Genomic DNA, 14,397 nt, shown 5'->3' with positions numbered 1-14,397 from the left:
CGGCCGTTGTCCCGCGGCGAGTCATGGGGACACGGTGTTCCAGATCCTCACGGTGGCCATGTAGATGGCGGCAGCGCCGTCGTACGACAGGTCGCTGAGGTAGGCGACGCGCTTCTGCGCGGTCAGGACGCAGAACCGGCTCTCCTTGGTGACCTCAAGGGTTTCGGCGCCCCGGGTGCTGATCAGATCCTGGCACTGCTGGCGGGTCGGCTCCGCGGACCCCTCCCAGAGCGCGATGGTCGGTCTCGTGGTGAAGAACCCACCGCCGAGCCCGTACAGGGTGGCCTTCTGGTCCCGTTGGTCCGTGCCCCGACCGCGTTCGTAGTGGACCCACACGCTGGCGCCGGTGTTGTTGGAGAGCACTTCCGGGGGAACCGGATCGAGCTTCACATAGGTCAGGTTGATGCGGCCGGCCCACCGGACCTCATCTCCCTGGGCGGTGGACGGAGTGGACCGGACCGACGTCGTGGGGGCCGGTTGTGGGTTCTGGGCGGACGTGCCGGGAGCGCCTGTCTGGGTGGCCGGGGCACCCGAAGGCCAGTTGGCCGCGACCAGACCGACGGCGGCGACCGTGACGAGGACCGCCCCGGCGCCGATCCAGGCGGCCTTGCTGATCGGCCGCTTCGGGGCGGGGGGACCGGGCGTGCCGTGGAAGTGCACGTCGCCCTGGATGGTGTGGGCCTGGAACGAGGTGCCGGTCACCTCACCCGACATCGAGTTGTGCGCGTCGCGCTGGCGCTCCTCCGACTCCCGCATGAGGGTGATTGTCCGATCGCCACGGCTGGTGTGGGTGGCGTTCGGGGATTTCGCGCGGTGTCCCGAGATCTCCTCGTCGTGTTCCTCGACCTTGTGGGATGCCGGGGATGCGGCGGAGGCACGATCCAGACCAACCCACAGCCTGGGCGTCCTCGTGTTCAGCCCGGACACTACGGAGTGGACGGGACGTCATCCCTGCTGTCCGAGTACGGGTGGGCCGAGCTCCCCTTCGAGGATCTCGGGGCCGACCCCTGGGAGCTTTCCTTCGACACCACCGGATTCAAGCGGCACTTCTACCGCGATCATCGGACACCGCCATAGGACATCGGCATGGACCCGGACAGCTACGACGAATGCTGCCGGAGCGCCCGGCGCGAGCTCTGAGACGCGCTGGTGGCCCACCCCGTGGGGGTGGGCCACCAGATGTCGTCCGTGGCCTGACCGCCACAGCGGTCACCCTGCCCCGGAGACCGGAGCACGAGTCGCCAAACAACCACCGACGACGGTTTGGCTCGCAAGCCACAGGCCTCGAAGGAGCCTTTATTAACGAGCCGCCGCCAGGGTAGTCGACGCGGGAGCCGGTTCCGCCCCTTCGCCGCGACACCACCCCACCGGGTGGCACCGGAGCTCTCAGGACAGGCGGGTGGCATCGCGCTCCCCTGTTGAGCAGGCGGCATGGGGACGGACCGGGGGCCGCCGGTCGGGCACCGACGCGAGTCCCAAGACCGGAGCAAGGCCAGCGATGGCTGAGTGATGTCGCCGACCGCCGGTCGGGCACCAGCGTGAGTCCAAAGACCAGCAAGGACCAGCCTCCGAAGAGAGAGGGGGGTTGGTCCTGCACGTTGCGTTCCGGGGGGCTCTGGTGGTGCGTTCTCTCCCCGTCGACCTCTCGTGACACCTATCACACCGGGGCAAGGGCGCAAGCTGGGCACCGACAGTGCGGTACCAGCGGATGTTGCGCCCTTGCCCCGGCGTGATCGGGCGGTGTCACGGCCGACGGGGAGAGAACGCAAGGAGCCCCCCTTTGTTGGGTCACCACAAAGACCCCCCGGTCAGCACCCACACCAGTCACGTCGGGGACTCACGCGCACACCGGAACAGCAGAGAACACAACGCCGTGACCGCATTATTCCACCAGTAACGCAATGCGCGTCAACGCCCGGTGTCGCGCACACGCTCACATTTGAAGAAGCCATGACGGGGAAGTGTGTCCACGCCATGGCGATACGGCTCTGACCAGCAGAAATGCCCTGATCGAGCGACGCGCAGAATTCGCCCACAGCACCGCCCTTCTTCTAGAATAGAGACATCAGAGGAACCGGGGAGAGATCGCCAAATCTCACCCCGCGACCCCTGAAGTCAAAATTCTCGAAGAAAGGAATTCCGGTGATGACTGTCACCGATAGTCAGCCTATTGCTGTCGTGGACCTGATCAGCGCCCTGGACGCGCTGATCGACAGTGGGGACCGGGACCAGGCGAAGAAGCGCGCCGCCCACCTCATCGAACGCGCCGACCTACGCGACCTCCTCCTCATCCACCGGTGCGCCCACGTCCTCGACCGCCGGCCACGCACCGCCGTGGCCATCCTCCGCGACGCGTGGAAGCGCTCCAACGAACACGCGCGCCACGTCATCGCGGCCATGGCCCGCGTCGACCGCCGCCCCCTCCGGACCACCACCAACCCCGACCGCGCGCCCCGCTGGACCCGCGACACCCACTACCAGGCACCCCGAGACGTCAACACCGACACGATCTACACCGGGAGCTCCGAACAGCGCGACGAAATCCACGCCCGCACACGAACCACCGGAGAATCCGCCTCCGCCGCCGCTGTCCGCCTTGCCGACGCCTACCGCGTCCGATGCGAGTACGAAGACACCCACGCCGACGAAAACGAAGGATGGGAGGACCACGAACTCGCCGGCTACCAACTGGACTACGTCCGCGCCAACGTCCCTCCCCTACGAGGCCTCACCTGCGTGTCGTGCTGGATGGAACGCCCCGACAGCGACAACCGCCGCACCCCCGACGACGGCTTGTGCGCCCCCTGCCGGGACGACGGACGACCCGGCATCCCCGCCAGCAACAACCCCGTCGCCGCCCGCTGCGCCTACCTCACCCGCACCTACCGCACAGCCGGTCTCGTCCTCCTCCGCCGCTACTGGCGGGACGCCACCGACACCGACCGCGCGCAGATCCAGAAGTGGACCGCACAGCACCTGCCCCGACGGTTCGCCCCCACCCGCGACAACCTCCCCCAGCGTCGACACCACCCGAAGGACGAGCGGGACCTGATCGCACGACTCAACCACACCCGACAGCTACAACCCACCCACGCACGATCCGTCGTGTCCCGCGAGTGGAAACGCGCCACCCCACGCGGACGTCAGGTCATCCAGCTCTGGATGGAACGCCACGGCGACACGCTGCACCGCCCCTCCACCATCACCACATGGCTCCCCGAGCCACCAGCGGTCTGCCAGGGATGCGGCAAGGAAGGCCGCTACCGCCGCGCCACCGGCCGCCCCGAAGGGCGCTACCTCCGCCGGGACCTGTGCGTCGACTGCCGACGCCCCCACCCCCAGCCCCGCCCGATCCCGACCGCCCTCACCCTCGCAGCCTGACACGGAGGCCATCCCATGAACACGATCCGCCGCATCCGGTCCTTCCTCACCGGATGGCTCGCACCCACACCCACCACCGCCGAGTGCGTGTGCTGCCGCATGGCGATGGACGAAACCCTCATGCCCGAGATCCCACGGGTGTGCTTCAGCTGCTGGGTGTGCTGCGGCCTCGACGAGCACGTGGACTGACCGCCACGACCCACCACGCCAACAAGCCGGTGGTGCCACGGACAAGCCGTGGCACCACCGGCTTTTCCTCGCACCGCCCGGTGGAGTCCGGGCTACTTCCGACCGCACACCACCACCAGACCGTGACGAGCGCGCGGGTGCTCACCCTGATCAGGTGGCCGGGGCGCTCGACTGCCGCGCCGCCTCCGCTAGCGCTCCGCCGGCTTGCCACCGGCCCCCAGAAACCAGCACCACCCAGAGACAGGCAACACCACCGCTGGCACAGCAAACGTCACCGCGCCACCGTCGAACAACCCCCACAACACCAGCGACAACACCCCAACCACCGAAGCCCCCGGCAGCGTCAACGCGCAGCGCCCCGCGCCGCCAGCACGGCTACCCATGCCCCCACCCCCTCACCCCGACACCACAACCCATTCCCTCCCCGCCCACCACCACACCCCACCCTCCCGATCCCAGCCGCCCGGTCACCGTCCCCACATCACCGTCCCCACAGCACTGGTTGCAGACAGACTCGGCGCCGTGATGCCTGTGCGTGCGGGAAGAACGTGGGTGTGTTGCCAGTTGCTTGATCCGCTGGTGTCGCGTGTGGATAGTGAAGGTGGCTGTCTCCCTCCCCGTTCGTGACAGCCCGACGTCCGTGGTCGATGCCACTGGCCGCACGGGGAGGTGAGTGGCCGTGATGTCGTTGCGGAAGATGACGCCGGGCGGGTACGAGTACCTCACCGGCACCACCGCCTGCGGCGACCACTCCCTGGATCCCGGCGAGTCCCTGGCCGACTACTACGCGCGTCTCGGCCATCCTCCCGGCGAGTGGATCGGCACCGGCGCCGACATCCTCGGCGTCAGTGGAACCGTCACCGGCGCGCAGATGACCGCGTTGTTCGGTGAGGGACGGCATCCCCTCGCTGACGAGATCCAGTCTCGGCTCATCGCCCAGGGCGTGCGGGTGGACCAGGCGTTGCGCCACACCCAGCTCGGGCGGCGGTTCCCGGAGTACGGGGTCGTCGGAGACCTTCGGCGCCGGGTCGGGCGGGCCTACGTCGCCCACAACCTGCGCAACGGCCGCGCGCCCCATGATCCGATCGACGAGACCGTGCGGGCGGGTATCCGCCGCGGCGTGCAGCGGGCGGTGTTCGTCGAGCAGCACGGCCGTGCCCCCAGCGATGACGCGGAGCTCCGGAAGTGGCTGGCCCAGGAGCGCGCCAAGACCAAGACCGCGGTGTCCGGGTACGAGTTGGTGTTCGCCCCGCCCAAGTCCGTCAGCGTGGTGTGGGCGGTGTCCGAACCCGAGACCGCCCAGCGGATCCTTACCGCGCACCAGCGGGCGGTGGCGGACACGGTGCGGTGGATCGAGACGAACGCGGCGTTCACCCGCTGCGGCGGCCAGGGCCAGGCCCAGGTCGATATCGACGGGATCTGCGGGGCGGTGTTCGTGCACTGGGAGTCGCGCACGGGCGACCCCCACCTGCACACCCACGTGCCGATCTCGGCGAAGGTCCGGCGGTCCTTCGACGGCAAGTGGACCACGTTGGACGGCCGTACCCTGCACGCCGCCGCGACCACCGCCAGCCAGTACTACGACAGTCGGCTGCGGGACCTGCTGCGCGATGAGGGGGCGCGGTGGGTGCAGCGCCCCGCCGACGGCATCGACCTCCGGCGCCCGGTGTGGGAGTTGGACGGTGTGCCCACCCGGTTGCTGCGGGCGTGGTCCCGACGCTCCCAGCAGATCGAGGCCGAGCGCGCCCGCCGGATCGTGGCGTTCGTCCAGGCTCACGGCCGTGAGCCCGAGCCGCGCGAGCTGGTGGAGCTGTCCCGCCGTGCCCAGTACGCCACCCGACCGGCCAAGCGGGCTCCCCGCACGTTGGGTGAACATCGGGTGGGGTGGCGGCGTTTCGCCGCGGCGGTGATCGGCCCTCGGGGCTGCGACGACCTGGCCGCCGACGTGTTCTGCCATCGCCAGCAGCTCAGCCCCGTGGACCTCGACGCTCTCGCGGCGCGCACCAGGGCGGTGGTGGCCGAACGGCACGCGACGTTCACGCGATGGAACCTGGAGGCCGAAGCTCATCGCCAGACCGCGGGTCTTCGGGTCGCGTCCGATGCCCGGGAAGCCGTGGTCGGGGCCGTGGTGGACACCGTGCTGGCCATGCCCGGAACCGTGCCCGTGCACGCACCCCACGTGGTCCCGGAGCCACACGGCGTGGACTGCATGCGACGGCGTGTGGGGAACGAAGGCGTGCTCACCGACCACCATGCCCCGCGGTACACCATCACCGACACTCTCGACGCCGAGGCGGATCTCGTCGCCGCCGCGCGCCGCACGGACGGGCATCGGTTGCCGGCCCAGGCGGTCGTCGATGCCCTCACCGGGGCCGCCGCCCACGGGCTGGTGCTCAACGCGGGCCAGCGAGGGTTGGTCACCGAGTTCGCCACCTCCGGGCGACGCGTGCAGGTGGCGTTGGCGCCGGCCGGCACTGGCAAAACCCGAGCCATGATGGTGCTCGCCGATGCCTGGCGTGACACCGTCGGCGGGCAGGTGTACGCGTTCGGGCCCTCCGCCCGAGCGGCGCACGAACTCGGCGAGGCGATCGGCGCCGAACCGCACACCCTGCACCAGCTCACCACCGCCCTGCGGCACGGCGTCGTCGACAAGGCGTTCCCGATCCAACCCGGGGATCTGCTCATCGTGGACGAGGCGGCGATGGCCGGCACCCACACCCTGCACACCGTCGTCCGGTACGCCCTGGAGCGGGGGGCGGATGTGCGGCTGGTCGGGGATGACGCCCAGATCGGCGCGGTCGAAGCCGGCGGCGCCGTCCGGCTGATCGCCACCGATGTGGGCGCGACGACCCTGACTGAGGTGGTGCGGTTCGAGGACCCGAAGCAGGCCGCCGCCAGCCTCCTCGTCCGGGCTGGCCACTCCGGCGGGCTGCGCTACTACGAGAACGCCGGTTGGGTGCGGGGCGGGTCACTGGAGACGCTGCGGGAGCAGGCGTACCGGGCGTGGCGGAAGGACCTGGAGACGGGCCGGGAGACCCTGCTGATCGTCTCCCGCGTCCGGGACGTCGTCATGCTGAACCACCTGGCTCGGGAGCGACGTGTCGCCCGGGGTGAGGTCGAGGCCGCGGGTGTGGCGTTGCACGACGGCACGTTCGCCGGGGTCGGGGACTGGATCGTCACCCGCCGGAACAACCGTCGTCTCACCACCACAGGGGGTGGGGCGTTCGTGATGAACGGCGACACCTGGCGGGTCCTGCGCCACGCCGATGACGGAGGGGGCCTGGTGGTGCGGCACCGCGTCTTCGACTGGGAGGTGCGGCTGCCGGCGTCCTATGTGGAGCGGTACGTCGAACTCGCCTACGCCGCGACCATCCACCGCTGCCAGGGCATGACCACCCGGGACAGTGCGCATGTCCTGATCCCCCAGGGCATGACGAGGGAACAGCTGTATCCGGCGATCACCCGCTCGATGCGGGAGAACCGCCTCTACGTCGAGACCGTCCAGCACGTCGCGGACCCGGACTTCCACGAGGAAACCCCGCCCGAACGTCAGGCCCTGCGCGTGCTCGCCGCGGCGGTGCGGAACAGCGACGTGGAGTTCTCCGCCACCCAGGTCCTGCGTGACCATCTCGCCCGGACCGAATCTCTGGCGACCCTGCTGTCCCATCACGACTACGGCGCCGAGCAACTGGCCACGGCACGGCATCGGGCGCTGCTGGCCAGGCTGTGTCCGACGGTGCTCACCCAACCGGACACCGACGACGACGGCCTGCCCGAACTCCTGGAGTACCTGCGGGAGAGGGAGGACGTCGGGTGGCAGGCCGACCGGCTCGTCCCCCACGCCCTCGCTCGCGGCCCCCTGCCTCCGGAGGACCCCGCCAAACCCCTGTTGGCGCGGGTGCGGGCCCACACCGCGAACAGTGAACCGCCGGCGCCGATCCGGGAACCCCTCCCCGAACAGATCACGCGGTGGCAGGCGCTTGTGGCAGGAATCCTGTCCACAGTGGACGTGACCACCACGGAGTGGGATGTGGTGTGGTGGCACGCCGCCGCCGGAGAACACGTGGGGCTGGACGCCGACAACGCGCTCCTCGCCGCCACCCACACCGTGCACCGGCACCCCCGCCGCCCCGGGGCGCCCGCGCACGAGGCTCTCACCCACGCACTGGTCGCCCAGTTCCACCAGCAGAAGCAGCACAACCTGGTGCCGGAGCCGGTGGCGCTGCCGTGGATGCACCGCCTGCACCACGGCACCGTCCACCCGGTCACCGGCCCGGAGCGCGGGCTGGAGAGCTATCTGTGTCAGGTCAACCAGGCCGTGGGCAGCCGCGTGGCCGAACTTCGGCTCATCGCCACCCACGAGCGCCCCGTCTGGGCCCGACCACTGGGGTCACGACCCACCGACCCCACACAGGCCGCACGGTGGGACCACGCGCTCGGCCTGGCTGCCGCCTACCGCGACACCTACGCCGTCACGGACAAGAACCGTGCTCTGGGGGCGCGGCCCAGCGGTGCCGGGCGCCGCGCCCACGCCTACCACGCAGCCCACGCCGCCTGGTGCGCGGCGCTGGGCCAACCGGTCACCACACCGGTGTCGTCGGCGCCGCATTTTGGGCGGGTGGAGGGTTTGCCGCCGCACCTGCGCCGTCATTCGGGAACGCGACCAGCGGCAAGCACGGCCTCGCCTCCTGGTGCGCAGCAGCAGCAGTCCACGAGGTCGACGTACCAGAGCAACGCCCAGCAGTCCGCCGCTTCGCAGGCTCCGCACCACACCGTGGGACAGAGCCAGGGAAGCCGGCAGCACACGTCCCCGCCCGGGCAGGGCGTTCCACGGGCGTCGTCGTCCCACAGCGCCACACCACCCCCACACGCGGCGGCCCCACACGCGGCGGCGTCCGCCACTTCCTCCGCGTCAGCCCACCAGCACGGCGGTGCCGCGCAGCACTCCACCGCCGCCTCCCAGCCCACGCCGCCCAGGGCCGCCACGAGGTCGTCCGCAGCGACGGCGCACGCCGCGACTGGGGGTACGGCGACGTCGCCAGCGCCCCCGATGACGGCCTCGTCCCCGACGGCGGCCTCGGCGCCGCAACCTCCTCCAGCCCGGCAGCAAGCTGCGGCCGAAACACCGCTTTCCCGCAGCCATCAGTCCTCGGCCACCAGGAGCAGCCCCATGGCCACGTCTTCCGCGAGGCAGCACAGGAGAGAACAGGCCCGACCGGGCGCGCTGCGCGACGAGGTCCTCCGCTACAAGTCCCGCCACGCCCGGGACGACCATCCACCCCACGAGGATCGTCGTGGTCACGACGAGCATCTCGGGGACGCCGAGCGTCGCGGCGACGACCACCGCCTCGACCACAGCGCCGACCACCACCTCGGCCACGGCCTGTAGCTAGTGGGGCTCACTCCGAGCTGGGCACGCCACGAGTCCCGGTCCTCGCCTCTCCGTCCACTGCGGCGACACACGTCGTGGCCGGCGAGCGCAGGTCGGCCTCTTCGGCCGGTCGCGTTGTCCAGGATGACGACGTCAGACGACGTCCCTCAACACCTCGCGGCAGCGCCGCACCTCGTCGGCCACCTTCTCCATGTCCCAGCGGACAATCTCGTGCGGGACTGAGTACTCCCCCACGCTGTGGATCACAGGTTCGTGGTGAGGGTCCTCATCGGACACCTCCGCCAGCGACAACGAGTCGCGCCGAGCACGTGGGGAGGACGGCGAGTGGGTGGGCTCGCCCCGACCGGCCGGCGCGTGGACGAGCAACGATCACCCGTCGCACTCGGGCTGCCGGACCAGCCTGGCCTTGGGCAGGTTGAAGATCGATGACCCGGTCGACGGTCCGAGGCGGACCGACTCGCCGATGAGGACTCACGACGGCGGCAGCGTCTCGTACCTGACGGGCCCGTCCACTCCCTCTGCCCTCAGATGGCGACGACAGGGCCTTCACGTGGTGGCGGGCCAGGGCTTGGCCTTCGCCAGCTCCTCATGCACCAGGCGCAGGAACTTCCGGACCTCGGTCTCGCTGAAGGGGGGTTCCAGGGCGGCGGTCACGGGATCCGGCTGCGCCAACGCCTGCTCGATCGCCCGCGAGTAGGCGGCGGGACGGTCAAGGAAGTACTGCCCGGCGAGCATGGACTTCACCATGCCGGCGGCGGCTTCGCGGTCCAGGCCGGGAGCGGAGAACAGCGCGTAGATGATCGCGTTCAGCTCGGCGGGGTGCTCGATCGTCATCTCTCTCCTGGGTGAAAGGTGATGAGGTGTTCGTCGCCGTCCTTCACGGGACCTGCATGATTCCAGCTCCTCACGGTCACCTGGAGCGGGGATGGCTCCATCTACGGGTCGGAACTGTTCTCTGCTGTCCAGCGGTCGGGTCTTGCCGGGGCGCCGGCGGGTTGGTGGTCGCCGTCCAGGCAGGAGCGGTGGACGTAGTCGGGGATGCGGGCGGTGAAGCCCGGCCGGTAGCGGTCGTGCCAGTACTGGGCGTTGCCGGGGTGGGCGGACTGGCCGATGTTGCTGTGGCGCCAGTAGGCCGCGAGGGTGGCGACCTCGGCCGCCAGGCCCGGGTGTTCCCGCCAGCAGGCTGGGATGGGGTGCTGCGCGGCGCCGCCCGGGGCGCCGACGTAGGTGGCGTTGTGGAAGTCGACCCAGGCGGCCAGAGCCGCACGGGGGTCCTCGGCGAGCTCCGGAGGCTGGAACCAGCACCAGGGAGCGGGATCGACGCGCCCGCGTTGGTCGTCGGCCACGAGGGCCTGGACGATGTCGCGGAGTTCGGCGAGTTCCTGACGCAGCGCCGAGATCTGCTCCTCGGGCGACGCGTCTGTGGAGGGCGCGGCCACGGGGTGTTCCGATCGAGCTCGCGTGCCTTCCTCGTCGTCGTGTCCGCTCGTCACGGGGCCGTTCCGGAGGTGGGGTCAGGCCCAGTGGGAGGGGCAGGGTGGGCTTGGGGTTGTGGTGGGCGCGCTGGTGGGCTCGGAGCACGGCTCACCCCGTGGGGGGTGTGCAGGAGTTGGTCGACCTGGGTGAGGCGCAGGTCCAGGAGGACGGCGATCTCGTCGCGGCGGCGGCCGACATCCCGCAGTGTTCGCACGGCGACGGCCATGTCCCGGCGCACCTCGGCCAGCTCGCGGTGCAGTCTGGCGTCCTTCTCGGCAAGGCCCGCCCACGTGCGCAGGGCGTGCTCCTCGCGGCGTTCGGCCTCGCGGCGGGCGGCGTCGAGTTCGGCCTGGCGGCGCCGCATCCGGGCCAGGCGTTGGCTGACGGCGGTGGAGCGGTGGGGCCGCTCGGGTGGGGTGGGCGGGGTGGTGGTGTCGGTCACCTCGACCTCCGAAGGCGGTGGAGGAGCGCAGGAGTGGGTCGGTGGCGGACGTGAGGGGTTCGTGGCGCGGGCGCGGTGCTGGGTCCTTCGTCGGTCAGGTGGCCGTCGGGGCCGATGGGGATGTCGCCGCCGCGGACTCGGGTGAGGTCGGCGCGCAGGTGCGGCCAGTCGGGGCGGGCGGTGACGTCGAGGGTGTGGGCGAGGATCGGCCGGAGGTGCCGGTGCAGCACGAGCACGCGGCCGCGGGGCAGGGTGCGGATGTCGCCGGGCCGGTGGGTGGGGACGGTTTCGGTGCCGACGCTGGTGGAGCCGACGCTGAGCAGGGCTGGGCTGTGGGCGTGGTAGCGGATCTGGTCGTGCTGTCCGGTCAGGACCGAGAGCCATTCGAGGGTGGTCTTGTCCTTCAGTCCGCCGAAGACGGTGAGGCTGGTGGTGTTGTCCAGAAGCTGCCGCAGGCCGGCCGATCCGTAGCGGGCCTCGGCCTGGGCCAGGGACTGCAGGGCGTAGTGGATGAGCACGCCCCTGCCGGCGGAGTCGGCGATGATGGAGGGCAGGCGCGGCACGGGCGTGGCGGTGCACAACTCGTCCAGGACCGCGGTGGCGGGTGGGTCGAGGCGCTCGTGGTCCTGTTCCAGGGCGAGGTCCTGGGCGGTGGTGAGCCATTGTTCGACCAGGGCGGTCAGCAGCGGCGCCGCCTGGGCCGACTGGTGTTCACCCGCCACGATGAAGATCGAACCGCGCTGTGCGATCACGCCGGGGATGTCGAGGCCGGCGCCGTGGGTGGGGGTGGCGAGGGCGCGCAGCTGCCGGTCCATGATCGGTTCCAGCACGCGGCGGACGGACAGCCAGACGGCGTCGGCGGTCTCGGCGACCATGGCGAGTTCGGCGCGGAGGTTGCGGGCCAGGTCCGGTTCACGGGGTTTGAGGAGCTCGACGGGTTCGGGGTCTCGGAGGACCGCCCAGGTCACGAGGTCGGCGACGTCGCGGCGGTGGTGGGCCGCGGCCACCAGGTATGCCTGGAGCACGCTCTTGGCGCGGTCCCGGAACACCGCGTCGTTGCCGGAGTCCAGACGGGCCAGGTCGAGGGAGGCGGACTCGACCATGGTTTCGGCGCGACGACGCGCCACCGTGGTGTCGGTGCAGCCCTCGATGGGGGACCAGCGCACGGGGGCTGGCCAGGTGACGGTGCCGGTGGCGTCGACCACCAGCACCGGCCCGCCCCGGCGGGCTCGCGCCAAACCGGCCATGAGCACCAGGTCCGGTTTGGAGGAGGAGCACAGCAACGCCCCGGGGGCGGCCAGGATCTTGTGGACGAGGTCCTGTCGGGACTTTCCGGCCTGGGTCGGCGCCAGGACCGCGGTGGGGTTCTCCAGCGGCGCCCACATCGGCTGGCGGGTGCGGGGCGCGCGGTGCAGGGGAACCGCCACGTCCTCGATGCGGCAGCGGGTCCGCTCCCGCCCGGTGAGGGTGGGGCGGGTGACGGCGGCGGTGCGGCGGGCGGCGTGTTCGGACAGCTCGGCGTGGATCTCGCCCCGGGTGGCGTGCCCCGGGGGCATGGGCGCCAGCCGCCGCCAGGCCAGGACCGTGGCGGGGGCCAGGGCGGCCACCGTGGCGGCGGTGAGGCCGAGCGTGATCGACCACAACAGCACCGGGTGCTCGCTGCCGGCTGGTCCCCAGGGTGCGGGAAGTCCGAGGCCGGGCTGGTCGGGATGGGCCAGCACGGTGGCCGCGACGTGCCCCCACTGATCCCAGGGTGGCATCCGCCAGAGACCGGTGACCAGGCCGGTGGTGGTGGTCACCGCCAGGCACAGCAGCCCGGCTCCGCCGAGCAGGGCGGCGCCGAGGCAGGCCAGGACACCGAGGAGGACCAGGTCCTGGCGCAGGGTGGGCGGCGAGGTGTGACGGACAGTCATGTCGGCCTCCGGATCGCGCTGAGCACGGGTGTCCAGGTGGTGAGGGGGTCGACGCGGACGGTGTGGCCGGGTTGGGGGGCGTGGACGAGCAGGCCGTGGCCGAGGGCGAGACCGACGTGGCCGGGGCGGGCGTGGGTGCCGTCGGCGCCGGGGATGAACAGCAGGTCGCCGGGGCGCACCGCGTCCGGGCTCGGGACCGGGGTTCCGGTGTGGACCTGGTCGTAGGTGGTGCGGCCGAGGGCGACGCCGACGGCGGCCCAGGCCCGCAGGGTCAGCCCGGAGCAGTCCCAGCCGTCCGGGCCGACCCCGCCCCACACGTAGGGTTTGCCGAGCTGGTCGAGGGCGAAGGCGACCACGGTGCGCAGGCGTTCGTCGTCGGGTGGTGCCCACTCGGCGGGGACGCGCGGTGCCGTGCCGGGACTGGGGGCGGAAGGCAGGCCCGAGCCGCCTGGACCGCACGGGGGTGACGTGGTGGGCGTGGGGGCGCCGCTGTCCGCGCCGGGCAGCAGAACGGGATCGGGATCGGCCGGTCCCGTCCAGTGCCGGCCGACCAGCAGGGCCGCGTCGCTCGCCCACTGCGTGTAGGCGTGTGGGCAGCAGGAGCGTTGCACGCTGTCGGCGGCGCGCCACAGGTCGATGCGCTGCCAGTCGGGGACCCGTACGAGCGCGTCGAGGAAGAGACTCGTGGCGTGGACGGGGTCGGTGAGCTGGTCGCGGGCGCCCCACCCCGTGGAGGGCCGCTGCTGGAACAAGCCGACGCTGTCCCGGTCTCCGTGGTCCAGGTTGCGTAGCCGGGACTCCTGCATGGCGACGGCGACCGCGATCACCGCGGCGCGTCGGGGCAGGCCGCGCTGGGAGGTGACGGCGGTGATGGTGTGGGCGTTGCTGGTCTGCTCGGCGGACCAGGTGTGGGTTCCGGTCATCGGCCCACCGCCGGGCCCGCCTGCCACCAGCCCGCCCGCCGCGGGGGCGCACAGGGGTGCGGCGTGGCCAGCGCCGGCGAACACCAGCAGCACGGCCAGGAAGGGCGTGATGCCGAGATAGGCCGAGGCCGCCGCCCACAACCATCGGGTACGGGTCCCGCGGCGGCTCACTGTGGCGCCCCGTTCATCGGGGAGGCGTCCGCGGCGGTGAGGCGGACCGCGCCGACGATCGTTGCGGTCGCGGCGGGTGGCGGCGGGTCGTAGTGCCGCCAACCGCACTCCTGGCAGATCCGCACGAGCCGACAGCCCGCGCCGGTGTTCAGGGCGGGAACCGCGGGCCCGAAGCGGTGGACGACGACCAGGTGGCCGACCTGGGGCTGCCAGGTCAGGCACCGCGCCGTCCGCAGGCACGGCGGGCAGGAGGCGGTGGTGAGATCGTCGGTGACGTGCCAGCGGGCCGCGTGCGCACTGGCCACCAGCTCGGCCAGAGCGGGGAGCCAGTCCTCGCCCAGCGCGACCCGGACGCGGGGCACGGGGCAGGGTTGGGTGTTGCCGCAGGCGCACACCAGTTCCAGGAGGGCCTGGGCGGACGTGCTCGTGGTGGGCGGCATGTGTCTTCCCCTCTTGTGTGCGGGTCGGATTCGCGCGCCGTCGACCGGGGCGGCGGGCGTGGAACGGGTT

General features: G+C 71.6%; 10 protein-coding genes. 3 read left to right on the top strand and 7 right to left on the bottom strand.

Annotation, left to right across the window (positions count from 1 at the left end):
- Nucleotides 1-21: 21 nt before the first annotated feature.
- Nucleotides 22-756: an MBL fold metallo-hydrolase gene (locus BUE43_RS28090; protein ID WP_073489082.1), complete on the bottom strand. Its 735-nt coding sequence runs from the start codon at nt 754-756 to the stop codon at nt 22-24.
- Nucleotides 757-2,145: 1,389 nt separating this feature from the next.
- On the opposite strand from BUE43_RS28090, the gene BUE43_RS28085 reads away from it, so the two are divergent.
- The 3 genes from BUE43_RS28085 to mobF all read left to right on the top strand — a co-directional run bounded on the left by BUE43_RS28085 (nt 2,146) and on the right by mobF (nt 8,959).
- On the top strand, nt 2,146-3,381 hold the full coding sequence (locus BUE43_RS28085) for a hypothetical protein (protein ID WP_143174440.1): 1,236 nt from the start codon (nt 2,146-2,148) through the stop codon (nt 3,379-3,381).
- 15 nt (nt 3,382-3,396) lie between these two features.
- Nucleotides 3,397-3,570, top strand: a complete 174-nt coding sequence (locus BUE43_RS34430) for a hypothetical protein (RefSeq protein ID WP_159447803.1) — start codon at nt 3,397-3,399, stop codon at nt 3,568-3,570.
- A 682-nt stretch (nt 3,571-4,252) separates the two neighbouring features.
- Nucleotides 4,253-8,959 (top strand): MobF family relaxase, encoded by a 4,707-nt coding sequence (gene mobF, locus BUE43_RS28080; RefSeq protein WP_143174439.1) that lies wholly within the window; start codon nt 4,253-4,255, stop codon nt 8,957-8,959.
- Nucleotides 8,960-9,508: 549 nt separating this feature from the next.
- Here mobF and BUE43_RS28075 read toward each other — a convergent pair.
- The 6 genes from BUE43_RS28075 to BUE43_RS28050 form a co-directional block, all read right to left on the bottom strand.
- Nucleotides 9,509-9,796, bottom strand: a complete 288-nt coding sequence (locus tag BUE43_RS28075; RefSeq protein WP_073489076.1) for a hypothetical protein — start codon at nt 9,794-9,796, stop codon at nt 9,509-9,511.
- Between the two features lie 101 nt (nt 9,797-9,897).
- Nucleotides 9,898-10,455 (bottom strand): hypothetical protein, encoded by a 558-nt coding sequence (locus BUE43_RS28070; RefSeq protein WP_143174438.1) that lies wholly within the window; start codon nt 10,453-10,455, stop codon nt 9,898-9,900.
- Nucleotides 10,452-10,880, bottom strand: a complete 429-nt coding sequence (locus BUE43_RS28065; protein WP_073489072.1) for a hypothetical protein — start codon at nt 10,878-10,880, stop codon at nt 10,452-10,454. The genes BUE43_RS28070 and BUE43_RS28065 overlap by 4 nt, the downstream gene beginning before the upstream one ends.
- Nucleotides 10,877-12,793, bottom strand: a complete 1,917-nt coding sequence (locus BUE43_RS28060; protein ID WP_073489069.1) for a type IV secretory system conjugative DNA transfer family protein — start codon at nt 12,791-12,793, stop codon at nt 10,877-10,879. Before BUE43_RS28060 ends, BUE43_RS28065 begins: the two co-directional genes overlap by 4 nt.
- Nucleotides 12,790-13,887: a C40 family peptidase gene (locus tag BUE43_RS28055; RefSeq protein ID WP_143174437.1), complete on the bottom strand. Its 1,098-nt coding sequence runs from the start codon at nt 13,885-13,887 to the stop codon at nt 12,790-12,792. Before BUE43_RS28055 ends, BUE43_RS28060 begins: the two co-directional genes overlap by 4 nt.
- Nucleotides 13,884-14,327 carry a hypothetical protein gene (locus tag BUE43_RS28050; protein WP_073489065.1) on the bottom strand — a complete coding sequence of 148 codons (444 nt, stop codon included), beginning with the start codon at nt 14,325-14,327 and terminating at the stop codon, nt 13,884-13,886. The genes BUE43_RS28055 and BUE43_RS28050 overlap by 4 nt, the downstream gene beginning before the upstream one ends.
- Nucleotides 14,328-14,397: the final 70 nt, after the last annotated feature.

This window comes from Streptoalloteichus hindustanus, assembly GCF_900129375.1.
Taxonomy (GTDB): domain Bacteria; phylum Actinomycetota; class Actinomycetes; order Mycobacteriales; family Pseudonocardiaceae; genus Streptoalloteichus; species Streptoalloteichus hindustanus.
This window is presented reverse-complemented; position numbering and strand designations above follow the sequence as displayed.

Excerpts from the sequence above, each read along its gene's own strand:
- BUE43_RS28090 (WP_073489082.1), bottom strand. The coding sequence starts at position 756 with ATGCGGGAGTCGGAGGAGCGCCAGCGCGACGCGCACAACTCGATGTCG.
- BUE43_RS28085 (WP_143174440.1), top strand. The coding sequence starts at position 2,146 with ATGACTGTCACCGATAGTCAGCCTATTGCTGTCGTGGACCTGATCAGC.
- BUE43_RS34430 (WP_159447803.1), top strand. The coding sequence starts at position 3,397 with ATGAACACGATCCGCCGCATCCGGTCCTTCCTCACCGGATGGCTCGCA.
- mobF (WP_143174439.1), top strand. The coding sequence starts at position 4,253 with ATGTCGTTGCGGAAGATGACGCCGGGCGGGTACGAGTACCTCACCGGC.
- BUE43_RS28075 (WP_073489076.1), bottom strand. The coding sequence starts at position 9,796 with ATGACGATCGAGCACCCCGCCGAGCTGAACGCGATCATCTACGCGCTG.
- BUE43_RS28060 (WP_073489069.1), bottom strand. The coding sequence starts at position 12,793 with ATGACTGTCCGTCACACCTCGCCGCCCACCCTGCGCCAGGACCTGGTC.
- BUE43_RS28050 (WP_073489065.1), bottom strand. The coding sequence starts at position 14,327 with ATGCCGCCCACCACGAGCACGTCCGCCCAGGCCCTCCTGGAACTGGTG.